This window comes from Paraburkholderia sp. J8-2, assembly GCF_905220195.1.
GTDB lineage: Bacteria > Pseudomonadota > Gammaproteobacteria > Burkholderiales > Burkholderiaceae > Paraburkholderia.
Genome location: NZ_CAJMZA010000001.1, coordinates 495,659 through 519,815 on the forward strand (window position 1 = coordinate 495,659; position 24,157 = coordinate 519,815).

Genomic DNA, 24,157 nt, shown 5'->3' on the forward strand with positions numbered 1-24,157 from the left:
ATCCCGCCCCAAGCGCCACGCGATGCCCGAACTGGTCCTGCCCGCCGCTCTCGAAAACGCCACGTTTGCGCAGATGGTCGCGCATTTCACCATGCTCGAGCCGCTGTTCGACGCCATGCCCGACGTGGTGTTCTTCGTGAAGGACGACGAGGCACGCTACGTGATCGCGAACACCACGCTCGCCGCGCGCTGCGGCTTCAAAGAGAAACGCGCGCTGCTCGGCAAGACGGCCGAGCAGGTTTTCCCGTCCCGCTTCGGCCACAGCTACACCGCGCAGGACCAGGCCGTGGTGCGGCTGGACAGCAGTCTCATCGACCAGCTCGAACTGCACCTGTATCCGGGCCGGCAACCGGGCTGGTGCCTCACCTCGAAAGTCCCGCTGCACGACGCGCGCGGCCGCGTGCTGGGCGTGGCGGGCATTTCGCGCGACCTGCAGGCCGCCGAGGGCACGCATCCCGCTTACCAGCGGCTCGCGGTCGCCGCCAAGTACATCCAGGACAACTATGCGCAACCGCTCAAGCTCGCGCACCTGGCGAAGCTCATCAACATGTCGGTGGCGCAGATCGAGCGCTACTTTCACAAGATCTTTCACCTCACGCCGCGCCAGATGCTGCTGAAAACGCGCCTGGACGCGGCCTCCGTGCTGCTTGCGAGCGACCTGAGTATCACCGACATCGCCACGCAATGCGGCTATAACGATCACAGCGCGTTTACGCGGCAATTCAAGGCCACCGTGGGCGTGACGCCAAGCCAGTATCGCGCGTTGCTGCAAGCGCCCGCCAGCGCGCAGACGCCCGGCGCCTAAGCCTCGCGTGTGCAGGCCAGGGTTCTCCCCAGGCCACGCCCGACTATGCAGATTTCGTCTTTTTGAAGCACGAAAGGCCCCAAGCGCCAAACGATTTGGACAGCGATACTGCACTCACATTCAACACGTACCGCGGCGCGAGCCGCTACGCATTCAAGGAGTGAGTCACAGTGAGCGCTATCCAGTGGAGCGGGGTGTTTCCCGCCGTCAGCACGCAGTTCAAGGCGGACTTCTCGGTCGATATCGACGCCACGCACCGGGTGGTGAGCAATCTCGTCAAGGACGGCGTGTCGGGCCTCGTGGTATGCGGCACCGTCGGCGAGAACACCTCGCTCGCGACGCATGAAAAGATTGCCGTGATCGAAGCCGCGCGCGACGCCGCCGGCGGCAAGGTGCCGGTGATCGCGGGCATTGCCGAATTCACCACCGAGTTCGCGCGTCAAACCGTGAAGGAAGCGGCCCGCGTGGGCGTGGACGGCGTGATGGTCATGCCGGCGCTCGTGTATTCCTCCAAGCCGCATGAAACGGCCGCGCATTTCCGCGCCGTGGCCTCCAGCACCGACGTGCCGGTGATGGTCTACAACAATCCGCCGATCTACAAGAACGACGTCACGCCCGACATCCTGATCGCTCTTCAGGATTGCGAAAATATCGTCTGCTTCAAGGATTCGTCGGGCGATACGCGCCGCTTCATCGATCTGCGCAATGCCGTGGGCGACCGCTTCGTGCTGTTCGCGGGCCTCGACGACGTGGTGGTCGAAAGCGTGGCCGTGGGCGCGCAAGGCTGGGTTTCGGGCATGTCGAACGTGTTCCCGAAGGAAGGCGAAACGCTTTTCCGTCTTGCGAAGCAAAAACGCTTTGACGAAGCGCTCGCGCTGTATCGCTGGTTCATGCCGCTGCTGCACCTCGACGCACGCCCCGACCTCGTGCAGTGCATCAAGCTGTGCGAGGAGCTGGTGGGCCGCGGCAGCGCGATCACGCGGCCGCCGCGTCTGCCGCTCGAAGGCGAGGCGCTCGCGCACGTGAAGGCCGTGGTCGAGAAGGCGCTCGCTACGCGTCCCGCCCTGCCGGACGTCGGTCTATAAACTGATGTAAGCACGCCTCTCTCCAGCGCTTTTTCCAGATCACCGAAACCGGGCCACATTGGCCCGGTTTGTCTTTTTACACGGGATGCCATGTCCAGCACCGTCACGAACGACGCACTCGAACCGGTCGTCCTCACACTCGACGAAGTCTTCACGCTCTCGCGCAACGTGCTGCTGCGGCACGGCATGTCCGAGGCGCATGCCGATGCGATCGCGCGCGTCATCACGCAAGGCCAGCGCGACGAATGCCACTCGCATGGCATTTATCGCCTGCTCGTTTGCGCACGTTCGCTCAAGAGCGGCAAGGTCGATGCGCGCGCCGAGCCCACGCTGCGCGATATTGCGCCCGGCGTGCTGGCCGTGGACGCGCACTATGGCTTCTCGCTGCTCGCATTCGAAACCGGCCTGCCCGCGCTCGCGCAGAAAGCGCGCAGCCAGGGCATCGCGGCGATGACCATCAACCACTGCTTTCACTTCTCGGCGCTGTGGCCCGAGGTCGAAGCCATCGCGGCGCAAGGGCTCGTGGGCATCGCGATGAACCCGAGCCATAGCTGGGTCGCGCCCGCGGGCGGCACGACCGGCGTGTTCGGCACGAATCCGCTGGCGTTTGCGTGGCCGCGCGAAGGCGGTCTGCCATTCGTGTTCGACTTCGCCACGAGCGCCATTGCGCGCGGCGACATCGAACTGCATGCGCGCGAGGGCAAGCCCATTCCGCCGCACTGGGCACTCGATTCCGACGGCCAGCCCACCACCGACGCGCGCGCCGCGCTGGACGGCGCGATGCAAACGTTCGGCGGCCACAAGGGCTCGGCGCTCGCGGCCATGATCGAGCTGCTTGCGGGCGCGCTGATCGGCGACCTCACGAGCATGGAGTCGCAGGCCTTCGACGGCGGCGCGGGTGCGAGCCCTTGCCACGGCGAGCTCGTCATCGCGATCGACCCGCGGCGTTTTGGCGGCGACGGCTATGCAGCCGGCCAGGCGCGTGCAGAGCGGCTCTTCGCCGCCATCACCGCGCAGGGCGCGCGCTTGCCGTCGCAGCGCCGGTTCGAGGCGCGCGGGCGCAGCGAACGCGACGGCGTGAAGGTGCCGCGCGCGCTCTACGACGATGTGCTGAAACTCCTCGACTGATTGCCGGGCGCTCCCCTCGCGTGACGCTTAAGCACCGGTTAAGCCGGGATGAGCGACAATGTAAGGCTGGAATAAGGGGAGCGAGCGATGCGCCTGTTGCTGGTGGAAGACGATGAAATGATTGCCGAAACGGTGCTCGACTCGATGCGCCGCGAGGGTCATGCCGTCGACTGGGCGCGCGACGGGCGGGAAGCCGAGCTTTCGCTCGACAACGACGTGTATGACCTCGTGCTGCTCGATCTCGGTCTGCCGAAGAAAGACGGCATCGAGGTCCTCAACGGCTATCGCCGCAAGGGCGGCGAAGCGGCCGTGCTGATCCTGACCGCGCGCGACTCGGTCACGGACCGCATCGCCGGGCTCGACGCCGGCGCCGACGACTACCTGATCAAGCCCTTCGATCTCGACGAACTGGCCGCCCGCACGCGCGCCATGCTACGCCGCCGCACGGGCCAGAAGCAGCCGGTCTACACGCACAGCGGCCTCTCGCTCGACCCCGCCGCGCACGAAGTGACGAAAGACGGCGAGAGCGTCGCGCTCGTGCCGCGCGAATTCGCGTTGCTGCGCGTGCTCATCGAACAGCCCGCGCGCGTATTCACGAAGGCCGAACTCGAAGAGCGCATGTACGGCTGGGGCGAGGAAGTCGGCAGCAACGCGATCGAGGTGCATGTGCACAGCTTGCGCCGCAAGATCGGCACCGACCAGATCGTGACCGTGCGCGGCGTGGGCTATCGGCTCAAGAGACCGGAATGAATTCCATCCGCCGCCGCCTGCTGGGCTGGCTCATCTGCGGCTTCGCGGCCGCTTCCTTGGTGGCGGGCTACGGCATTTTTCACACGGCGCGCGACGAAGCGGGCGAGTTGTTCGACTACGAGCTGCATGCCGTGGCGCTTTCCATGCCCGCGAACGTCGCAACGGCGCGCGAGGTCGAGCAGTCCAGCCCCGGCTTCGACGAGATCGCCGACGACCGCATTCTCATCCAGATCTGGGACCGCGAAGGCAAGCTGATTTACCGCTCGCAGGAAACGCCTGTCCTGCCGCGCCAGTCCACGGGCTTTCGTACGATCGAAGACGACGAAGTGCATTGGCGCGTGTACGGCATCGAGCAGCCGGAACGCTTCGTTCAGGTCGCACAGCCCATTTCCGTGCGCGATTCGCTGGCGCTGCACCTCGCGCTGCATACGTTGTGGCCGCTCGCGCTGCTCGTGCCGGTGGCGATCGTGCTCGTGCTGTTCGTGGTGACGCGCGGGCTCGCACCGGTGCGCGCGCTGTCGGCGCTGCTCGCTGCGCGCTCGGCGCATGCGCTGGAGCCGTTGCGCCTCGACGGTTCGGTGCCCGTCGAGCTGCGCCCGCTCGTCGTCGCGCTCAACGATCTGCTGGACCGCTTGAACGCGGCCTCGCAGGCGCAGCGCACCTTCATCGCCGACGCTGCGCACGAGCTGCGCTCGCCGCTCGCCGCGCTCAAGCTGCAATGGCAGGCGGCGCTGCACGACGGCACGCTGAACGGCGAGCCGCGCACGCTCGAGCGCATGCAAACCCGCCTGAACCGGACGATACGCCTCGTGCAGCAACTGCTCACGCTCGCGCGCGAAGATGCGCAGGCGAGCGCGCCCGCCACGATCGTGAGCCTGCGGCGGCTGGGCGAGCAGGCCATCGGCGACTTCTCGCTGCTCGCGGAGGAAAAAGGCATCGACCTCGGCCTCGAATCGCGGCCGCCCGTGACACCCGAGTCCATCTGCAACGTGAGCGCCGACGCGCACGGACTGAACACGCTGCTGAACAACCTGCTCGACAACGCGATCCGCTACACGCCAGCCGGCGGCAAGATCGATCTCCTGCTCACGCGCTCGCAGGACACGCTCGGCTTCGAAGTCATCGATAACGGGCCCGGAATTCCCGAAGGCGATCTCGAACGCGTGCTCGACCGTTTCTTTCGCGGCGATCATGCCCAGGGCACCGGCAGCGGGCTTGGCCTGTCGATCGTGGCGCGCATCGCGCAGCGTCAGGGCCTGACGTTCACGCTGCGCAACAACCCGGGTGGTCGCGGGCTCACGGCGGCGGTGAGCGGGCTGCCCGCAAACGACGAGCCCGTGACCAGCACGAATGCGCCCGCCAGCCGAGCCGCCCGGGCGACGAGCGATTCGGCCTGAGGCCGCACGCGCGCTCGCTCACCGCGGATCACTGCGGATCACTGCGCAGACGCGCCCTGCACCAGTTCCAGCACGCGGTACGCAAACCGCACACGCGATTCGGTGGGGTGATTGCGGTTGGCAAGAATGACGATGGCCGTCTTGCGCGCGGGCTCGAACGCGAGATAGCCGCCGAATCCGTTGGTCGCGCCCGTCTTGTCGAGCAATACATCGGCCTGCGGCGGCAGCGGCGGGATCAACGCCGTGGCCGGATTGTCCTCCAGCACCATGAAGTTCGCGTTGCCCTGCACGAGATCATTCAGGCTCACCGGCTGCGCGTACTGCTCCCATACGAGGTCCTGAACGTACGGGCCCGTGCGGAAATAGCCCACATGCGTGGCCTCCAGCGCGCGCTGCAACTCCGGCTCCACTCCGACCTCGCCCATGTTCGCTTCGAGAAAGCGCAGCATGTCGCGCGTATCCGATTTCACGCCGTAGGCTTCGTCGGCGAGCACGCCGGGGTTCAGGCGCACGGGCATATCCTTGCTGTTGTAGCCCTGCGCATAGGCGGCACGCTCTCCGTCGGGCACGCGAATGAACGTGTGTGCCAGCCCCAGCTTCGGAAAGAGTGTTTTCTCCACGGCGTCTGCGTAGCTCATGCCGAGCTGCTGCGCCGTGATGCGCGCGAACATGCCGATGCTCGGGTTCGCATAGGTGCGCTGCGTGCCCGCCGGATAGCGCGGGCGCCATGCCTTGAGCCACGCCATCAGCTGCGCGTCGTTTGTGACTTCTTCGGGCACCTGCAGCGGGAAGCCGCCACCGGTGTGCGTGCCGAGATTGATCAGCGTAAGCGCGCCAAACGGCGTGCCACGCATGTCGGGCAAATACGTGCTCACTGGCGCATCGAGCGCGAGCTTGCCGTTCACCTGCGCCCAACCGGCAAGCGTTGCGGCGAAGGTCTTGCTGATCGACCCGAGTTCGAAGAGCGTTTCGTTCGTGACGGGCGCGCCGGTTTCCTTCGACGCGACGCCAAAGTTGTAGAAGCGCGCCGTGCCGTTCACGGCGACCCCGATCGCGAGACCGGGAATACCGTTCTCGCGCATGAACGCGAGCGCGGCTTCGCGTATTCGAGCGTCGCTGCCGGTCGCGATTTCGGCTTCTGCGCCAATGGCGGGACGGTTCAGCGCGACGGCGACGAGCACTGCGCCGGCACAGACCCTTGCGAGTGAACGAAGCAAGATCGTCTCCTTGCACGATGTGCAAAAGCCGTGATCTTACCCGGTCTGCGCGCACGGGCCGCCAGCGAAGCGGCCCGTGCTTCCCGACTTACTCGGCGTACTCCGGGCTGCGCTGCAGTTCGCGCACCGCGCTGGCAGTCTGCGCTTCGTGCCTGCGTGGCGCATGAACCGGCGCAGCGGCATGAGCGCGCGCGCCGCCGCGCACGAAGCGCCGCCCTTCCCGGCCATACACGGCGTCCGGCTCGGGGAAGATCGTGAGCAGTACGACGTAGATCATGCCGCCCACCGCCAGCGAAACCGGGACGCTCAGATCGAGCCCACCCGCCAGCGAGCCGAGCGGACCGATGAATTGCCCCGGCAGATTCACGAACGAAAGACCGAGGAACGCCGCCGGCAACCAGGCGCCCATCGCGCGCAGATTCCAGCCGTGCGTGAACCAGTAGTGCCCGCCGCGGCCGCCGCGATTGAAGACCTGAAGGTCGTCTGCGAGATAGTGCCCGCGGCGCGTGAGGAAGCCGATCACCATGATCGCCATCCACGGGCAGCTGAACGTGCAGATCAGCGTGGAGAACGTCGAGACGCTTTCCACGAGATTGAACGCGAAGCGTCCGACGAAGATGAAGCCGATAGCGAGCGTGCCGATCAGCATGGTCGCACGCACGCGGTTCAGCAGCTTCGGGAACATGCTGGACATGTCGAGGCCGGTGCCGTACAGCGCGGTCGTGCCCGTCGACATGCCGCCGATGATCGCAATAAGACAGGTAGGCAACAGGAACCAGCGTGGCGACACAGCCAGCAGCCCGCCCACATAATCGTTCGAGGCGATATAGCTCGGCGCCTTCGTCGCAATGAGCGTGGCCGTGACGAGGCCGAAGAAGAACGGCACGAAGGTGGCGATCTGCGCGGCAAATACAGCGCCCATGATGCGGCGGCGCGGCGTGTGCTGCGGAATGTAGCGCGCCCAGTCGCCGAGCGTCGAGGCGAACGACACCGGATTGCTCAACGCAACGAGCACCGCGCTCACGAACGCCACCCAGAAGCCCGCGCCGCCCTCGTGCAGCGTGCCGGCGTAGCCCGGATCGAACGCGCCCGCAAACGCGAAGGCGCCCACCACGAACATGAGGCTCGCGGCCCACACGGCAATCTTGTTCACCCACAGCATGAAGCGAAAGCCGTAGATGCACACCACCACCACGAGCACGGCGAACACCATGTAGGCCGAGCCGAGCGTCCAGGTGTTGACCGGCACACCGACCATGTTGTGCGCGCCGCCGACCAGTGCATCGCCCGAACTCCAGACGGCGAGCGCGAAGAACGCAATCGACGTAAGCAGCGCGAGGAACGAGCCTACAATCCGCCCGTGTATGCCGAAGTGCGCCCCCGACGAAACCGGATCGCTCGTGCCATTACGCGGGCCAAACAGGCTCATGGGCGCGAGAATGCAGGTGCCGGCCAGCACGCCAAGCAAGATGGACCACACGCCTGCCTTGAACGAAAGGCCCACCAGCACCGGGAAACTGCCCAGCACCGAGGTGGAGAAGGTATTGCAGCCGCCGAACAGCAGCCTGAAAAGATCGACGGGCCGCGCGTAGCGCGATGCATCGGGAATACGCTCGAAACCGAATGTTTCGATCTGGGTAATGCTGTTGTCGCTCATTGTCTCACTCCTTGCCACGCCGATCCGGTTGTGCATGCAAGCAACCGGTCAACGCACTATCAACGTCTCTCGCCCACTTTAATCGATCGGAGCAGGCTAATTATTCTGCATTCCATACGTTTACATCATGCGCGGCCAATGTATGGCGCGCACCGCTTCTCTCATTCAACCAGCGATTCGGGCACGGCGGCATGCTGACCATAGACGTTCAGCAGATCGTCGCAGAACGCGCGCACGATGGGCTTTTCCGCGGCACTGCGCTTGACGGCCAGATGCATCGGCACGTCGAAGCCGAACGTGGCGCGCCCAAGCGCCCGGATGAGGCCACGCTGCTCGAACGGCTCGGCGTGATGCGCGGGCAGATAGCCGATATGGCTGCCCGAGAGGATCAGGACCGTGGCCGCGTCGATGCTGTCGGCAATCGCCGTCACCTGCCGGTCGCCAATACCTGCAAGCTCTTCCGGTATCGGATAGCTGCGCCAGACCCAGTCGTGCGCGCGCAGGTCGTCCACGTTCACATGCGGTGCGCTGTGGAACAGCGCATGCCCGCGCCCGCAGCACAGCACCTGGCGCTCGCTGAACAGCTCGGTGTAGTCGAGCCCCGCCACGCGATGCCAGAAGTAGCCAATCGCAATGTCGAGCTGGTTATTGACGAGACTTTCCTCGAGCTCCTGGGGCGCCGCGACCTTCATCGTGAAGCGCACAGCCTGATCGCGTTTGCGAAACGCGCCGATCGCCTCCGCAAGCCGCGCATTCTCGACATGCGAAGCCTGGCCGATCAGTCCAATGCCGAGCGTGCCCACGAGCTTGCGGTCGATATCGCGCACGCGCGCCACGAAATCGGTTGTGGCCGCAACGAGCGCGCGCGCCGAAGGCACGAAGCGTTCGCCCTTTGAAGTGAGGCGAAAGCCGCCGCGCCCGCGCTCGCAGAGCTTGAAGCCCACGCGCGCTTCGAGCGCGGAGAGTTGCGTGCTGATGGTGGATTGCCGCACGCCTAGCGTCGCTTCGGCCGCCGTGATGCCGCGCGCGTCCACCACGGCGAGAAACACGCGGATCAGGCGCAGGTCGAGATCGGAGGTATTGGAGAACATGGCGCTACACACTCACATGGGAAAGCCCATCGCCTTGATGCCCTTGATCCACGCGCGCTTCCAGCCGCCTTCGGCGTCGGCGCCGTCGAACGCATGGAACGTGACCTTGGCGGCCAGCCAGCGCACCGGCTCTGGCGGAATATAAGTGGGGCTCTGGTTGGCGATATCGAGCGCACGTTCCGGGCTGTTGCGATCGAACAGGATATTCAGGCCCATGAAGGCGCCGAAGCGGCTCGCCGCCACGCCAAAGCCCGTGTAACCCGCCACGAAAACGGCCTTGTCGTTCAGATAGCGCTTTGCGAACACGGAGCCGCGCGAGCAGTAGTCGATCGGGCCGCCCCACGCGTGCGAGAAGCGCACGTCGGCAAGCTGCGGGAAGGTGCGGTAGAACGCCTGCGCGAGCCGGTAGTAGGTCTCGGCCTTCTCGTCCTGCGGGGGATTCGGATCGCCGTCGAAGTGATAGCTCACGAGACCGCCGAAGATGATGTTGTTGTTCTTCGTGAGGCGGAAGTAATTGAGCTGCGTGCGCGTGTCGTAAATGCCCTGGCGATTCTTCCAGCCGATGCGCGCGAGTTGCTCGTCGGTGAGCGGCTCGGTGGCGAGCACGTGGTCGCGCACCTGCAGCACGCGCCGGTTGATATCGGGAATGCCGACCTTCGCGGTACCGCTGCCGAACACCACGCGCGGCGCGCGCACGCTGCCCTCGGGCGTCTTCACGTACACGGTCTGCCCTTCGTCGATCACGTCGATGAGCGGCGTGTGCTCGTAAAGCTTCACGCCGAGCGAAAGCGCAGCGCGCTTCAGACCCCATGCCAGCTTGGCCGGATGCACGATACCGCTGCGATTGCGCGACCACAGCGCGCCCGCGAACAACGGCGAATCGAGTTGCTCGCGCGTCGCTTCGCTATCGAGCAGCACGACATCGTGCCCGTAGCGTTTGTGGAGGTCATAGTCGCCCTGCAAATGCTCGATATGCTCGGGATCGACTGCAACGGTCATTTCGCCGTTCCATTCGATGTCGGCGTCGATGCCGTAGCGCTTGAGCGTTTCCTCGAAACCGTCGAGATTGTGATGGCCGAATTCTTCGAGCTGCGCAATGTCGTTGGGGAATACCCGTACGGCATTGGGCAAGCCATGCATCACCGAAGTCGAAATGATGCCGCCCGCACGGCCCGACGCACCGTGCGCGACCTTGCCCGCCTCGATCAGCACGACGTTCAGATGCGGCATCTGCTCCTTGGCCTGCACCGCGGCCCAGAGCCCCGTGAAGCCGCCGCCGACGATCAGCAGATCGGCCTCCACGTTGGCGGTGAGCTTAGGTTCCGTCGGCGGTTCGGCGGGGTTGTCGAGCCAGTACGGAAAGAACCGCGTGCGCGAAAGCGCCTCTTGCACGCTGAGCGTGAAGGGCGGGGGCGATGCGACTTCAACTTCTGCAGGGGTACTCATGATGGTCTTCACTGCACGGATCGGGATAAAGGATCGGGTAAACTGCGCCGCCTCGCGCGTGAGGCGGCTCGCCTGGTTCGTTAGGCTTGTTCGAGCACGACGTAGAACTTCTTCGCGTCTTCGATCGTTTCCCAGCGCCCTGCAAAGCCTGCGGGCAGGAGATAGCCCTGGCCCGCCGTGAATTCCTTGCGGCCGCCGTTCGCGTCGGTCAGGGCGATCTTGCCTTCCACGAGCCATACCGCTTCGTCTGCGGTCGTGGCCGGGAAATCCACGGCGCCGACCTTGCCTTCCCACCAGCCGATCACGTAGTTATTGTTCTTGCCGACGGTTGCGCGCCAGTCGCTTTCGTCCATGCCGTATTCCAGCTTGGTGAATTCGCCGATGCCAGCGCCCAGCGGCACGATGTCCTGAATCAGTTTGCTCATTTGCGTCACTTCCGGTTGTTTTGATTGAGTGCTGCCAAAGTTACCGACTGGCGCGGCGGCGGTATGCCCCCCCTCAGGGGGGGCAAGCGGTGTTTTGCTGCCCGAGCCCCGCATTTTTGGCGGCCTAAGCCCTTCAGCTATAATGATTCAGCCTTCAAAAAGGGGCGCGCCATGCTGCTCAACGTACCCCCGCTCAACCGCGATCAACCGAACTTTCCGCTCTCGTTCAAGACCCTCGGCAATGTGATCGAGGCCGTCGGCACGCCCGATTTCGTGCCGCGCCTCACGCTGCTCGTGAACGAAGTCGTGCCCGTCAACGTCGTGCATATCGAGCGTTCGCGCGCGGACAGCACGATGCCAACGGGCTATCGCTGCGAATGGATCGGCAGTGGCGGGGTCGGAATGGATTCCGGCGCGATTTCCGACGTGATGACGCTCTATTACGACCGCTTCTACGAAAGCGATCCGCTTTTCGCGGGCATTCGCGGCAAGCTCGGCACCATGCTGGTCGTGCGCGACATCGGCGCGATCCCGCCGGGCGAGTTCCGCCAGCGGCTCTTCGACGAAGCGCGCATTGCCCACGAATGCGTGCTCGCACGCGGCACGCGCCACGCTCAGGACTCCATCGCGCTCGAACGCGGGCTGCGCGAACCGCCGTTTACGCTCGTGGAAATGAACCGCTTTCGCAGCGTGAGCGAGTTTCTGTTTCCGCTGCTCGAACTGCACGCCTCCACGAGCGCTGCCCGGCTCATTGCCCATGCGGCGCCATTCATGCATCCGCTCGCGCAGTTCGACGCGCGTATTGCGGCAGACCATGTGCGCCTCTCCAAACGCGAATACGAAACCTGTGCGCACCTCATCACGGGCAAGACCGTGCCCGAGGCCGCGCAAATCCTGGGCGTGCAGGTGGCCACCGCCGAGTCGTACGTGAAGCGCGCCTTCGCGAAACTGGGCGTGCGCACCAAGCGCGAGTTGATCGCGTGGGGCCATGCCGCGGTGTAGCCGCCGCTTCCAGTCCCAGGATTTACCCGCAGCGTTTGCCTGATTAAGGGCTTGCATACATCGACCTCCATCGATGTAAACATCTCAACTTCAATATTTGGCGGCGCGGGATCTCCCCTACCATCGTCCGATCGATTTGACTCTAACGATCGGAGACACACCAGATGGAGCGCCAGTTCAACCAGCCGCTCGGCGGCAACGAGATGCCCCGATTCGGCGGCATCGCCACGATGATGCGCCTGCCGCAGGCCGAAACCACGGAGGGCCTCGACGTCTGCTTCGTGGGCGTGCCGCTCGATATCGGCACCTCGAACCGTTCCGGCGCGCGCTTCGGACCGCGCCAGATCCGTTCGGAATCGGTACTGCTGCGGCCGTACAACATGGCCACACGCGCGGCGCCGTTCGATTCGCTGCAGGTGGCCGATATCGGTGACGTCGCAACGAACCCGTACGACCTGAAGGATTCAATTCGTCTGATCGAAGCCGCCTACGACCGCATCGTCGAGACCGGCTGTCGCCCGATCACGCTCGGCGGCGACCACACGATCGCATGGCCGATCCTGCGCGCGCTGCACAAGAAGTACGGCAAGGTTGCCGTCGTTCATATCGACGCTCACGCCGACGTGAACGACACCATGTTCGGCGAGAAGATCGCGCACGGCACGCCGTTTCGCCGCGCCGTTGAAGATGGCCTCCTGCAATGCGACAAGGTCACGCAAATCGGCCTGCGCGGCACCGGCTATCACGCGGAAGATTTCGACTGGTGCCGCAAGCAGGGCTTTACCGTCGTGCAAGCCGAGGCCTGCTGGAACCGATCGCTTGCGCCGCTCATGGAAGAAGTGCGCGCACGCGTGGGCGACACGCCGGTGTACCTGAGCTTCGATATCGACGGACTCGATCCCGCTTTCGCGCCCGGCACCGGCACGCCCGAAGTGGGCGGCCTCACCGTGCAGCAGGGCCTCGAAATCGTGCGCGGCATGAAGGGGCTCAACGTGGTGGGCGCCGATCTCGTCGAAGTCTCGCCGCCGTACGACCAGGCCGGCACGACCGCGCTCGTGGGCGCGAATCTCGCCTACGAAATGCTTTGCATCATGCCCGGTGTGGCTTACCGCTAGGGCGCGAGGAGAAACATCATGGCTACGAATACCGAACGTCAGATCGACGGCGAGGCCTTTGTGCTGCCCGCCGCGATGATTGCGGGCACAACCTTCTGCGCGACGGACCGCGAAGTGTGCTCGCGCATCTGCAACGCGGCCACGGGCGAAACCATCGGCTGGCAGGAGCACGCCACGGCCGAAATGGTCGATCGCGCCGTGCACGCCGCGCACGATGCGCTGATCGCCTGGCGCCACACGACGCCCGCCGCGCGCGGCAAGCTGCTGCGCAAGATCGCCGAACTGCTGGAAGCCGACCGCGCGCGCCTCGCCGCCATGCAGATGCAGGTGAGCGGCAAGCCGCCGTTCGAAGCGGACCTCGACGTGAGCGACGCCATCGCGACGTTCAACTACTACGCGGGCCTGTGCGAAGACGCGTCGATGTTCGCGGCCGAACCGGTCGCGCTGCCGGACGACGCGCTCCTCGCTGAACGCATGCACGAACCGGTTGGCGTTGCGGCGCTGATCGTGCCGTGGAATTTCCCGATGGTCACGACCGCATGGAAACTCGCACCGGCGCTGGCCGCGGGCTGTACGGTCGTCATCAAGCCTTCAGAACTGACCTCGCCCACCGAGCATATGCTCGCCGAGATCGTGAACGAAGCGGGCGTGCCCGATGGGGTCGTGAACGTGGTCAACGGCGGCGGCGAAGTCGGCGCATGGCTGACGACGCATCCGCTCGTCGACAAGATCTCGTTTACCGGCAGCACGGCGTCGGGCCGCAAGGTCATGCAGGCCGCCGCGCAGGACATGAAGCGCCTCACGCTCGAACTGGGCGGCAAGTCCGCGCTGATCGTGCGCGAAGACGCGGACGTGGTGCAAGCCGTCTCGCTCGCGGTGGGTGGCGCGTTCGCGAACGCTGGGCAAATGTGCTCGGCAACGGCGCGCATACTCGTGCACGACAATGTGTATCGCAAGTTCATGGCCGCGTTCGAGACAGCGGTGCGAGCGGTTGTCGTCGCGCTGCCGCAGGGCGCCGACGTGGCGATGGGGCCGCTCATCAGCGCCGCGCAACACGCGCGCGTGGCAGCGCTCGTGGCGCAAGGCGTCGAAACCGGCGCGCAGATCGCGTTCGCAGGTCAGCTCGATGCCGCTTGCGCCGATGGTTTCTTCATGGCGCCGGTTGTCATCGCTGAACCCGCGGCGGACAACGTGCTGTGGACCGACGAAATCTTCGGCCCCGTGGCCTGCGTGAAATCATTCCGTTCGGATGACGAAGCAATCGCCCTCGCCAACGATACGCGCTACGGACTGGTCGCCACTGTCGTGACGAAGGACGAAAAGGCCGCGCGACGCTACAAGGCGCAGCTTCGCGCCGGGCTCGTATGGGTCAACACCCCGCAACTGATCTTCCCGCAAGTGTGCTGGGGCGGCTTCGGCCTGAGTGGCATTGGCCGCGAGCTGGGCGTTGCGGGTTTGCGCAGCTACCAGGAATTGCGTCACACGGTCGGGCTGAGCGCTTAATCGCGGCATCCGGCTTGACTCTGGCTTCCTCGCGGCCTCGCACGCAACGTGCGAGGCCGCGACGCTTTGACAGGCAGCGCGCCGGGAGTGGCGGCTCGCGTGGCATAATCCACGCACTATTCCTGCCACTTCCATTCGCCGTGCGCCAATTCCATCTCAGGCTGGGCAGTCTACTGGGGACGCTCGCGCTCCTCATGGCGACGCTCGCGCCCGTGGTTTCGCACCTGCTTGCCGCCCAGGCCATGCAGATGGCGCCAGGCACGGTGGAACGCGCCCCCTGCGGCATGCCGTCGATGGAGCGCCACATTCACGGCGCAAGCGGCGAAGCCGGCATGCACGCCACGCCGGGCGACATGCAGGACTGCGGCTATTGCAGCTTCTTCGCACACCTGCCCGTCGTCTCGGGCGTACCTGTCGCCCTGTTTGTCGTTGGCAAGCTCGTGCAGGCCCGCATCGAGGCGCAGTTCGAAAGCGTTCGCCTCGCCGCGCCTGCGAGCCACATCCACGCCCGCGCCCCACCCCTGTCCTGACCGGATCGATCATGCCAATCCCGGACGACACGCCCAGCGTGTCACCGGGCCAGCACGCGCGCCCCTTTAACCTGCGTGCGTGCGTCGCTCCTCGACAGGACACCTCATGTCTGACCAATCGCCGTCCAGCCGCCTGGCGCTGGGCGAGCTTGCACACATTCGCGCGTTCAATCGGACCAACCTCGAAATCAACCGCATGATCGCCCGCGTGATCGGCTGCGCGTTGCTGCTCGGACCCTGCGCGGCCCATGCGCACGCTATCGCGGGCGACCGCGTCTTTCCCTCCACGCTTTCCGTCGACGACCCCGGCGTAGGCGACGAAGCCAACCTCGAATTCGGGCACCAGCGCGTGCCGGGCGATGCCGGCGACCAAAGCATCAACACCTTCAGCTTCGAGTACGACAAGCTCATCACGCCGCGGCTCGCCTTCTCGGTGGACGGCGGCTACGTCATGCAGAACAACCCGAGCGAGCGCGGCTTCGACAACTTCGGCGTGGGGCTCAAGTACCTGCTCTATGTGAACGACGCGCATGAATTCATGACGTCGGTGGGCGTGAACGCCGAGTTCGGCGGCACCGGCAGCCGCGCGATTGCCGACAACTTCTCGACGATCTCGCCCACGATCTTCGCCGGCAAGGGCATGGGCGACCTGCCCGACTCGCTCGCGTGGCTGCGGCCCATCGCGATCACCGGCGAAGCGGGCCCGTCGTTCACGACAGGCGGCGGCCAGCCAAATTCGTTCGACTACGGCTTCACGTTCCAGTACAGCCTGCCCTACCTGCAACAGCACGTGCACGATCTCGGCTTGCCGCAGCCGTTTTCGAACCTCATCCCCCTCGTCGAAGTGCCCCTCTCGCGCAGCCAGGGACAAACGACCGGGACCGTCAACCCCGGCTTCATCTGGATGAACCGCTACGGTCAGCTCGGCATCGAAGCGCAGATACCGATCAACCGGGCGAGCGGCTCGCACGTCGGCATTCTCGCGCAGGTGCACATCTTCTTCGACGATGTCGCGCCGCGCACGATCGGCAAGCCGCTTTTCCAGTAAGCCCATTCATTCACACAGGAATCTCGCCATGAAACTCGCTACATTGCGCACGGCTGTCGCCACGATCGCGCTGCTCGCCGCCCATCTCGCTTGGGCGCACGCTTATCCGAAGCATCAGGAACCGCCCGCGGGGTCGACCGCACCGGCCACGCTCGACGCCGTCGTGATCGACTTCGACGATGGGCTCGAGCCCGCGTTCAGTTCCATCGACGTGACAAACGCGCAGGGCAAGTCCGTGATTCGCGAGAAGGCCAAGGTCGATGCGAACAACAACAAGCGCATGTCGGTCGCGCTGAATGCGTTGACGCCTGGGAAGTATTCGGTGGTGTGGGTCGCGGTTGCCGCCGACGGGCATCGCACGACCGGTCATTACGCGTTCGACGTGAAGTGAACGTGTAACGATGAAATGCGGCCACGCTGCGATTTCGTGCGAGATTGCAGCATGGCCCGTTCGTGATGGCGGGTTGGCTCGCCAGCTTACTGCGGCAGGGTTGCCGTAAAGGCTTCGGGCGAACCGTTCAACGCGTCGTACAGCTCGCCAACGGGCAAGTCGCCGATTTCGTTGTGGATATAGGCGTTAAACGTGCGTTCGTAGAGCGCGCGCCCGGCGTCGGTTTCCATCGTCATGTCGAAGCCGTTGAGAACCAGGCCGGCGATCTCGTCGGCTTCGAGCAGGATGTATTCAGCTTTCTTTCGTTCCATGGTGGTGCTCCGCTACGGCAGTGTCATGGAATTTTAGAGGCAACGGCGCAGAAGTGGTGGCGAAATAAACGGGGGGCGATTCGGCTTTGAGTCAATGCGGAACGGGTCTTGCCTCTGAGCGCTTAGGCAGGCGTGATACGGTGGTGCCTCTTATGGAGGCACGCTCTATGCGTCAAATCATCTCTCCCGCGTTTCTGACCGCGGTTGCCATGGCAAGTGCGCTTGCCGCCTGCGCTGATCCTTCATCCAATACGGCATCGAATAGGCCCGGCGCCGATCGCGATGCGCATGGGTGCATCGGTTCGGCCGGATATTCGTGGTGTGAGGCGACGCAACGTTGCGAACGGCCGTGGGAACTGGCGAAACAGAAGGGATTCGCCGTGTCCGAGGAGCAGTTCACGCGATATTGTTCGAGCCGAACGCACGACTAGCGGGAAGCCAAGCGCCGCTTGATGAATCGCCGCTACACGCGCCGTGTCGAGTCCACGACATCGGAAGCCAGCATGGCAACGAGTTCGCGGGTGAACAGCGGGAGGTCTGCCACACTGCGCACGCAGATGTTCAGGCGGCGCTGCGCCCACTCGTCCTTGAGCGTGACCATGACGATATCCTTCACGCGTGCATGCTTCCACGCCACCGAGGCCGGCACGATCCCTATGCCCGCGCCTGCGGCGATCATCCTGCATGCCGCGTCGAACGAACCCACCTCGATGCGTATTCTGAGCGCCCTGCCAAGCGCGGCCGCGGCGCGGTGAACGAAGGCGTGAATGGCGCTCGAGGCCGGCAGGTCGACAAAATCGTTGTCCAGCGTTTCGGCAAAGTTCACCGCGTCACGTTGGGCAAGCGGATGATCCGGCTGGGTCACCAGCACCAGTCTTTCGTTCTGGTAGGGCAGCATCTCGAGCTGCCCCGCGTCGATATTGCCGGCAACGATGCCGATATCCGCCAGGTTGCCGGTCACGCCTCGCACGATATCGTCGCTGGGCGCTTCGCGCAGTTCGATGTTCACATGGGCGTGCTCGCAAAGAAAACGGCCTAGCGTGTCGGGCAGCGCGCCGGTAATGGCAGTCGTGTTGGTCCAGACCCGGATGTGCCCGGTCATCCCGCTGCCGAACTGCTCGATGTCTCCGGCGAGCCGCTCCACCTGTTCACGCATCAACAGCGCATGACGGATAAAGCACTCGCCCGCCGGCGTCGGAATCATGCCCTGACTCGTTCTGTACAACAGCCGCACGCCCAGAAAGTCCTCGAGATTTTTCAGGCGGCTGCTGGCTGCCGGGGCCGACATGTGACACAGGCTCGCGGCGCGTGCAAGATTGGCTGTCTCGCCAAGCGCCGTGAGCAAGCGCAGATCGACGAAATCAAAATGCATGGTGGCTGTCGGGTTGTTTGATCGCTTCTTCCTGCAAGCCTGGTGCGGACACGGCTTCGAGCGTCTGACCGCTCGCCTCGACGCGAAGGAAGAGCAACGCGACACACAGTGCAACGAGCACGCAGGCAACCATCGCTACCACACCCGACACCCCGAAGTTCGAATAGAGCAGGACGGCGAGATAAGGCGTGCACATCGACGCAGCCCGCCCGCACGTGCCTGCCACGCCGGTGCCGCGCAGACGGTGCGTGGTTGGAAACAGCTCCGGGATATAGACGAACAGACCGAGCGTGCAGACCGTATAGAGCGCGGTCACCAACGCGAAGCCCATCACAGAGATGGCAACGGGGTCGCGCATCTGCACGTAGAAGTATCCGAGCACGATCGAGACCAGCGCGCTGGCGATCAGCGCCCTGCGGCGGCCGAGACGGTCAGCGATCGCGAAGCCAACGACGGCCCCCATCGGTGCGCCGAACGACATGAGGAACACGAACCCGAGCGAGCGCGTGATGCTCAGCCCTTCATTGACGAAGAACGCCGGCAGCCATGCAACGAAACCGTAAAGGGACACGTTCACCGCAATGGCGGTGAGCGCCGCCACGAAAGTCCGGCCTTTCATGCCGGGCGCGAAAAGCGCAGAGAACGGCGCGGCCAACGCCTCGTGGCTCGTCACTCGAGTGACAGCCGGCAGGACGTCGCCCGTGTGGCGCTCGACCTCCTGCTCGATGGCGGCCACCGTTCGCTCGGCTTCCTCCAGCCGGCCCACGGTCTCCAGCCAGCGCGGCGACTCCGGCATGCGATGACGCAGCGCCCAAACGACGATGGCGCCCACGCCCGCGATCGCGAACATATAACGCCAGCCAAGATGCGGAATGACCCAGTAGCCCACGGCGGTGGCCGCGAGCAGCCCCGAATTGGTGATGAGCGCCAGCAACGAAGTCCAGCGGCCGCGGCTAGCCGGCGGCACGAACTCGCACAGCGTGCCGGCCGCGACCACCAGTTCCGCGCCGAGGCCGACGCCCATGATGAAGCGCAGCAGGATCAGCCAGTAGATATTGGGCGCGAACGCGGCAATGAACGACGCGCCGCCGAAAATGGCGAGGTTGGCCTGGTACGAAAAGCGGCGTCCGAAGCGGTCGCCCAGATAGCCCGAAAGGCCCGCGCCGATCATCATGCCAAGGAAAGTCGCCGACAAAAAGAACGAGCCGACGCGCAGGTCGGCGAAGCCTGTCTTGACCATGGCCGCCAGCGCGCCATTGGCAAGATAGATGTCGAACGCATCGAGAAATGCGCCCGCACTGATCAAGCCAAGAATTTTCCAGTGAAACCGGCTGATGGGTAGCCGGTCGAGGCGGGCGCCGGAATTGACGATTGCCATGCTGTCTCCTGTGTTGGGTCTGGCCCGGCGCAACGCCGATCGATGCGTCTGGCATCGCCATAGGACGCGTCGGCTTGCGCAGCCTGAGTTGGCTGCCAGACTGCTCGCAATACAGGGAGAGGGGAATTCGTTTTTCTGGAACGGGGAATTTCAGCCAGACTAACGGCTGCCCGAATCAAGGCGAACGTGGCGAGGTCGCAGCACGTGCACGCCGCTGTCTGGGCGCGCCTTTCGCACCGATTTGAATCATGTCGCGCTCGAGCGCGCCCGGCAATTCCGCTTTCAGCAACTCGACCCATGCGCGCGTCTTGGCTTCGAGAAACTTCCTCGAGGGCATCAGCACATACACACCGACGTCGGGCGAGCGCCATTGAGGCAGAACGTGTACGAGTTCTCCGCTGCGTATGCGGTCCACCGCAGCGAAGCCGGGCAGCAGCGCAATGCCGAGGCCGCTGCACGCCGCCTGCACGACGGCTTCGGGCTTGTCCGCCACCAGCGGGCCCTCGGGCTGCATCGAATGGGTCGTCTTGCCGTCGGTCAGCTCCCAATGCAACGTGGTCGACGGATTCACGAGACGCAGGCAGGCATGCCCCGCGAGATCCGCTACGGTTCCCGGCGCGCCATGCCGCTTGAGGTAGCCTGGCGTCGCGCATAACACGCCGTGGACCTCGCCAAGCCGCTGCGCAACCAGACTCGAATCCGGCAGGCTGCTCGTCAGATACACGCTCACGTCCACGCCTTCTGCCAGCAGATTCGGTACGTACTGCGAAGCGCTGTATTCCACGCTCACCGCCGGGTACTGTGCGCAATATTTCGTCACGAGCGGCACCACGTAGCGGTCGCCGAAGCTTGCCATGCACAGCACCCGCAGCCTCCCGCTCGGCGCCATGCGCGCGCCGCTCGCCTCCCCTTCGGCTTCCGTCACGAGGTCGAGAATCGTGCGGCACTGGTTCGCGTAGCGCTCGCCCGCGCTCGTGACCGACATGCGCCGTGTGGTTCGCTGCAGCAGCTTCGTTTGCAAACGATTCTCAAGCTCCGATACGAGCCGCGAGACCTGCGCCGTGGTCAGCCCCATGTGCTCCGAGGCCGCCGTGAAGCTCCCGGCATCCACCACGCGCACGAAGGCGGTCATCGCGTGCAGCAATCCGTAGTCGAGATTCTTGCGCATGACGTAATAAATTTTCAGATCAGACTGTATTTTTGCATGGTAGCCGGGTAGTTAGGATCAGGGCGTACGTCGATGCACGACGTCTGGGCCCCACGGCAACCGAAGGGGCGAAGCTTCTTACAGGTTTGTTACTGAGGTGATCCAAAATGAATGGCGCTGAAAGTCTGTTGCGTTCGCTGGTCGCAAGTGGTGTGGACGTGTGTTTCGGAAACCCCGGCACGTCGGAGATGCATTTCGTGGCGGCGCTCGATTCCGTTGAAGGCATGCGGCCGATACTCGGCCTTTTCGAAGGCGTTGTCACCGGCGCCGCCGACGGCTACGGCCGCATGGCCGGCAAGCCCGCCGCCACGCTGCTGCATCTCGGCCCGGGCCTCGCCAACGGACTGGCCAACCTTCACAACGCGCGCCGCGCGTCGAGCCCGGTCGTCAACATCGTCGGCGATCATGCTTCGACGCATGCGCGTTACGAAGCGCCGCTCACGTCCGATATCAAGGGCTTTGCTCGCCCGGTTTCGAGCTGGATTCACTCGTCGAGCAGCGCGTTGACGGTGGGTGCCGACGCCGCGCGCGCCGTGCAGGCCTCCATGGCCGACGGCGGCCAGATCGCCACGCTGATCCTGCCCGCCGACACCGCCTGGTCGCAAGCCGACGGCGTGGCCGCGCCACTGCCCGTGCAGGCGCCCGCGCTCGTGAGCGCCGACACCATCGAGCGGATTGCGGCCCTCGCCCAAAGCGGCGTGCGGACCGCCTTCCTGCTCCGAGGTCAGGCATTGCAGGAGCGCGGTCTGCGCGCCGCCGGAAGGATCGCCGCGAAAACGGGTGCCCGCCTGCTGTGCGACACGTTCGCGCCGCGTGTGGCGCGCGGTGCGGGACGTGAAGTGGTCGAGCGTCTGCCGTATTTCGCCGAGCAGGTGGTCGAATTCCTCGCCGGGACTGAGCTGATCGTGCTGGTCGGCGCGCAGCCGCCGGTGAGCTTTTTCGCCTACCCGGACAAGCCGAGCTGGCTCACGCCGGAGGGTTGCCGCATCGCCGTGCTTTCGCATCCGCATGAAGACGGCCCGGCCGCGCTCGAAGCCCTTGTCGAGGCGCTGGGCGCACAGCATGCGATCGCCCGAATCAACGCCCGCGCCGCGGTCGAGTTCTCGCCCGAGGGCGCGCTCGATGGCGAGTCGATCATGCGCAGCGTCGCGAAGCATCTGCCCGACAACGCCATCATTACCGAAGAGTCGTCGCTCGCGATGGCGTACTCGGGCCTGCTCGAAACCGCCGCGCCGCACGACCTGCTGGCGCTCACCGGCGGCGCGATCGGTTGCCTGATGCCCGTTTCGATCGGCGCGAGCGTGGCATGCCCGGACCGCAAAGTCGTCAACCTTCAGGGCGACGGCAGCGCCATGTACACGCTTCAGTCGCTCTGGACGCAAGCGCGGGAAAAGCTCGACGTCGTGACGGTGATCTACGCGAACCGCGGCTACAAGATCCTCGCGAACGAGCTCAAGCGTGTGGGCGCACGCACGGGCGGCGCGCACGCCGCTTCCATGTTCGATCTGCAGGACCCGTCGCTCGACTGGGTTGCACTGGCTCGCGGCATGGGTGTGGAAGCCGTACGCGCCGAGTCGCGCACCGACTTCGACGCCGCGTTCGCCGCAGCAATGAAGCGCCGCGGCCCGATGCTGATCGAGGCCGTGATCTAAGCGCACCGTTTGCGTCCCACGCGTTCAACGAGCGATTCCATTTTCTGATGAGGTTTAGGATGTCAAAGCCATTCATGCTGCCCGCCGAAGCGACGGCCGCGCAGATCCGCGCGCAACTCGATGCAATGAAAACGGCACAACTCAAGGAGGGGCCACCACCGCTGGCCGTTCGCCGCGACCGTATCGATCGCGCAATCGACCTGCTGCGTTCGAACAAGGACGCGCTGGTCGAGGCCATCAACGCGGACTATAGCTGCCGCGGCAAACAGCAAACGCTGCTCGCCGATATCCTCGCCTCGATCGAAAGCCTGCGCTTCAATCGCGAACATCTCGAGGCGTGGATGGCGCAGCCGGCGACGGCCGAGCCGTTTCCGGGCGTGAAGGCCCGCGTCGAGTATCAGCCGCTCGGCGTCGTGGGGATCATCAGCCCGTGGAATTTTCCCGTCGTGCTGGCGTTCGGACCGCTTGGCGGCGCGTTCGCTGCGGGCAACCGGGCCATTCTCAAGCCGTCGGAGATGACGCCGCAAACGTCCGAGCTGCTAGCTGAACTGATCGCCCGCAATTTCGACAGCGACGAACTCACCACCGTGCTTGGCGGAGCCGAAACCGGCGCGGCGTTCAGCGCGCAGCCGTTCGACCATCTCGTGTTCACGGGCAGCACGCAAGTCGCGCACCATGTCATGCGGGCGGCGTCGGATAACCTGGTGCCCGTGACGCTCGAACTGGGCGGCAAGTCGCCGGTCCTCGTGGGCAACGACGCCGATCTCGCCCTCACGGCGCAGCGCGTTCTCACGGTGAAAACCTTCAACGCCGGTCAGATCTGCCTTTCGCCGGACTATGTGCTGGTTCCGGCGAACCGCGCCGATGCCTTCGTGCAGCACGCAAAAGCGGCGGTTGCGCAAATGTATCCGACCATGCGCGAGAACCCCGACTACACCGCGATGATCAACGTACGCGGTTTCGAACGGCAACTGGCGCTTGTCGAGGATGCGCGTCAGAAAAGCGCGAACGTGGTGAACCTCGGCCCCGCAAGCGAAGACCTCTCTGATCCGGCGGTACGCAAGATGGCGCCGACGATCGTTCGGAATGCAAACGACACGATGCGCGTGATGCAGGAGGAAATCTTCGGCCCCGTTCTGCCCGTGGTGACCTACGAAACGCTCGATGAAGCGCTTGCATATATCAATGCGCGGCCGAGGCCGCTCGCGCTTTATCACTTCGGCAATGACGCCCTGGAGCAACACGAGGTGGCGAGCCGAACCACTTCGGGGGCGCTGGTCGTCAACGATGCGATGACGCACGTGTTCTTCGACTCGCTGCCTTTCGGGGGCGTCGGGGCATCCGGCATGGGCCATTACCACGGCGAATATGGCTACCGCACGTTCAGCCATGCGAAGCCGGTTGTCGTCCAAAGCGCCGGCGGCGAGTCGAATCTCCTGATGCGCGCGCCTTATCTGGCGGCTACGGAAGCCGCCGTCAAAGGCATGATCGACGCCTGACGCATTGGCCGTGGCTGGCTGCGTGCGAAACGCGGCCAGCTCGCGCGATGATGCATCGCATCATCAACGCCTCGCGCACTGACCCGCATTACCCATCATGCCTTGCCGCAGTTGTCGTATGATGGATTGAACGTTCCGGTTGGCAGCG

The 24,157-nt window shown here is 64.9% G+C and carries 23 protein-coding genes; 14 read left to right on the forward strand and 9 right to left on the reverse strand.

The genetic code is table 11. The features are described 5' to 3' along the window. Nucleotides 1-22 precede the first annotated feature (22 nt). The 5 genes from U5A52_RS02135 to U5A52_RS02155 all read left to right on the forward strand — a co-directional run bounded on the left by U5A52_RS02135 (nucleotide 23) and on the right by U5A52_RS02155 (nucleotide 5,165). Complete coding sequence (locus U5A52_RS02135; RefSeq protein ID WP_321933674.1) at nucleotides 23-805, forward strand: AraC family transcriptional regulator; 783 nt, start codon at nucleotides 23-25, stop codon at nucleotides 803-805. A 170-nt stretch (nucleotides 806-975) separates the two neighbouring features. Next, a complete protein-coding gene (locus tag U5A52_RS02140) occupies nucleotides 976-1,890 on the forward strand; it encodes a dihydrodipicolinate synthase family protein (RefSeq protein WP_321909522.1) in 915 nt (304 codons plus the stop codon). A 90-nt stretch (nucleotides 1,891-1,980) separates the two neighbouring features. After that, nucleotides 1,981-3,018 carry an Ldh family oxidoreductase gene (locus U5A52_RS02145; RefSeq protein WP_321933675.1) on the forward strand — a complete coding sequence of 346 codons (1,038 nt, stop codon included), beginning with the start codon at nucleotides 1,981-1,983 and terminating at the stop codon, nucleotides 3,016-3,018. 87 nt (nucleotides 3,019-3,105) lie between these two features. Next, entirely contained in the window at nucleotides 3,106-3,768 is a 663-nt protein-coding gene (locus U5A52_RS02150) for a response regulator (protein ID WP_201696283.1), read from the forward strand. Further along, on the forward strand, nucleotides 3,765-5,165 hold the full coding sequence (locus U5A52_RS02155) for an ATP-binding protein (RefSeq protein WP_321933676.1): 1,401 nt from the start codon (nucleotides 3,765-3,767) through the stop codon (nucleotides 5,163-5,165). Before U5A52_RS02150 ends, U5A52_RS02155 begins: the two co-directional genes overlap by 4 nt. 38 nt (nucleotides 5,166-5,203) lie before the next feature. Here U5A52_RS02155 and ampC read toward each other — a convergent pair whose 3' ends face one another. The 5 genes from ampC to U5A52_RS02180 all read right to left on the reverse strand — a co-directional run bounded on the left by ampC (nucleotide 5,204) and on the right by U5A52_RS02180 (nucleotide 11,001). Beyond that, nucleotides 5,204-6,382, reverse strand: a complete 1,179-nt coding sequence (ampC, locus tag U5A52_RS02160; RefSeq protein WP_321933677.1) for a class C beta-lactamase — start codon at nucleotides 6,380-6,382, stop codon at nucleotides 5,204-5,206. An 88-nt stretch (nucleotides 6,383-6,470) separates the two neighbouring features. Beyond that, nucleotides 6,471-8,039, reverse strand: coding sequence for a purine-cytosine permease family protein (locus U5A52_RS02165; protein WP_321933679.1), 1,569 nt, complete (start codon nucleotides 8,037-8,039; stop codon nucleotides 6,471-6,473). Nucleotides 8,040-8,200: 161 nt separating this feature from the next. Beyond that, on the reverse strand, nucleotides 8,201-9,130 hold the full coding sequence (locus U5A52_RS02170) for a LysR family transcriptional regulator (RefSeq protein WP_321909533.1): 930 nt from the start codon (nucleotides 9,128-9,130) through the stop codon (nucleotides 8,201-8,203). A gap of 12 nt (nucleotides 9,131-9,142) precedes the next feature. Then, a complete protein-coding gene (locus U5A52_RS02175) occupies nucleotides 9,143-10,576 on the reverse strand; it encodes an FAD-dependent oxidoreductase (RefSeq protein ID WP_321933681.1) in 1,434 nt (477 codons plus the stop codon). Between the two features lie 80 nt (nucleotides 10,577-10,656). After that, nucleotides 10,657-11,001 (reverse strand): cupin domain-containing protein, encoded by a 345-nt coding sequence (locus U5A52_RS02180; protein ID WP_321933683.1) that lies wholly within the window; start codon nucleotides 10,999-11,001, stop codon nucleotides 10,657-10,659. A 171-nt stretch (nucleotides 11,002-11,172) separates the two neighbouring features. Here U5A52_RS02180 and U5A52_RS02185 point away from each other — a divergent pair, with 171 nt between their 5' ends. From U5A52_RS02185 to U5A52_RS02210, 6 genes are all read left to right on the forward strand, one after another. Continuing rightward, nucleotides 11,173-12,003, forward strand: coding sequence for a helix-turn-helix transcriptional regulator (locus tag U5A52_RS02185; protein ID WP_321909538.1), 831 nt, complete (start codon nucleotides 11,173-11,175; stop codon nucleotides 12,001-12,003). Between the two features lie 164 nt (nucleotides 12,004-12,167). After that, nucleotides 12,168-13,118, forward strand: coding sequence for an agmatinase (speB, locus tag U5A52_RS02190; protein WP_321909540.1), 951 nt, complete (start codon nucleotides 12,168-12,170; stop codon nucleotides 13,116-13,118). A gap of 18 nt (nucleotides 13,119-13,136) precedes the next feature. Then, entirely contained in the window at nucleotides 13,137-14,621 is a 1,485-nt protein-coding gene (locus tag U5A52_RS02195) for an aldehyde dehydrogenase family protein (protein WP_415773388.1), read from the forward strand. A 140-nt stretch (nucleotides 14,622-14,761) separates the two neighbouring features. Beyond that, the gene (locus tag U5A52_RS02200) at nucleotides 14,762-15,151 is read left to right on the forward strand and encodes a DUF2946 domain-containing protein (RefSeq protein ID WP_321933685.1); all 390 of its coding nucleotides are present in this window, start codon (nucleotides 14,762-14,764) and stop codon (nucleotides 15,149-15,151) included. A 196-nt stretch (nucleotides 15,152-15,347) separates the two neighbouring features. Next, nucleotides 15,348-16,199 carry a hypothetical protein gene (locus tag U5A52_RS02205; RefSeq protein ID WP_321934160.1) on the forward strand — a complete coding sequence of 284 codons (852 nt, stop codon included), beginning with the start codon at nucleotides 15,348-15,350 and terminating at the stop codon, nucleotides 16,197-16,199. A gap of 28 nt (nucleotides 16,200-16,227) precedes the next feature. Further along, nucleotides 16,228-16,590: a copper resistance protein CopC gene (locus U5A52_RS02210; protein WP_321933687.1), complete on the forward strand. Its 363-nt coding sequence runs from the start codon at nucleotides 16,228-16,230 to the stop codon at nucleotides 16,588-16,590. An 86-nt stretch (nucleotides 16,591-16,676) separates the two neighbouring features. On the opposite strand, the gene U5A52_RS02215 is transcribed toward U5A52_RS02210, so the two are convergent. Then, nucleotides 16,677-16,901 carry a hypothetical protein gene (locus U5A52_RS02215; protein WP_321909544.1) on the reverse strand — a complete coding sequence of 75 codons (225 nt, stop codon included), beginning with the start codon at nucleotides 16,899-16,901 and terminating at the stop codon, nucleotides 16,677-16,679. A gap of 167 nt (nucleotides 16,902-17,068) precedes the next feature. Here U5A52_RS02215 and U5A52_RS02220 point away from each other — a divergent pair, with 167 nt between their 5' ends. Further along, nucleotides 17,069-17,332 (forward strand): hypothetical protein, encoded by a 264-nt coding sequence (locus tag U5A52_RS02220; protein ID WP_415773391.1) that lies wholly within the window; start codon nucleotides 17,069-17,071, stop codon nucleotides 17,330-17,332. Nucleotides 17,333-17,364: 32 nt separating this feature from the next. On the opposite strand, the gene U5A52_RS02225 is transcribed toward U5A52_RS02220, so the two are convergent. From U5A52_RS02225 to U5A52_RS02235, 3 genes are all read right to left on the reverse strand, one after another. Next, the gene (locus U5A52_RS02225) at nucleotides 17,365-18,273 is read right to left on the reverse strand and encodes a LysR family transcriptional regulator (RefSeq protein WP_321933688.1); all 909 of its coding nucleotides are present in this window, start codon (nucleotides 18,271-18,273) and stop codon (nucleotides 17,365-17,367) included. Further along, nucleotides 18,263-19,651 carry an MFS transporter gene (locus U5A52_RS02230; protein WP_321933690.1) on the reverse strand — a complete coding sequence of 463 codons (1,389 nt, stop codon included), beginning with the start codon at nucleotides 19,649-19,651 and terminating at the stop codon, nucleotides 18,263-18,265. Before U5A52_RS02230 ends, U5A52_RS02225 begins: the two co-directional genes overlap by 11 nt. Before the next feature lie 175 nt (nucleotides 19,652-19,826). Beyond that, nucleotides 19,827-20,819, reverse strand: coding sequence for a LysR family transcriptional regulator (locus U5A52_RS02235; RefSeq protein ID WP_321909549.1), 993 nt, complete (start codon nucleotides 20,817-20,819; stop codon nucleotides 19,827-19,829). Nucleotides 20,820-20,965: 146 nt separating this feature from the next. Here U5A52_RS02235 and U5A52_RS02240 point away from each other — a divergent pair, with 146 nt between their 5' ends. Both U5A52_RS02240 and U5A52_RS02245 read left to right on the forward strand, forming a co-directional pair. Next, nucleotides 20,966-22,510 (forward strand): acetolactate synthase large subunit, encoded by a 1,545-nt coding sequence (locus U5A52_RS02240; RefSeq protein ID WP_321933692.1) that lies wholly within the window; start codon nucleotides 20,966-20,968, stop codon nucleotides 22,508-22,510. Between the two features lie 59 nt (nucleotides 22,511-22,569). Next, complete coding sequence (locus U5A52_RS02245) at nucleotides 22,570-24,009, forward strand: coniferyl aldehyde dehydrogenase (RefSeq protein ID WP_321933694.1); 1,440 nt, start codon at nucleotides 22,570-22,572, stop codon at nucleotides 24,007-24,009. Nucleotides 24,010-24,157: the final 148 nt, after the last annotated feature.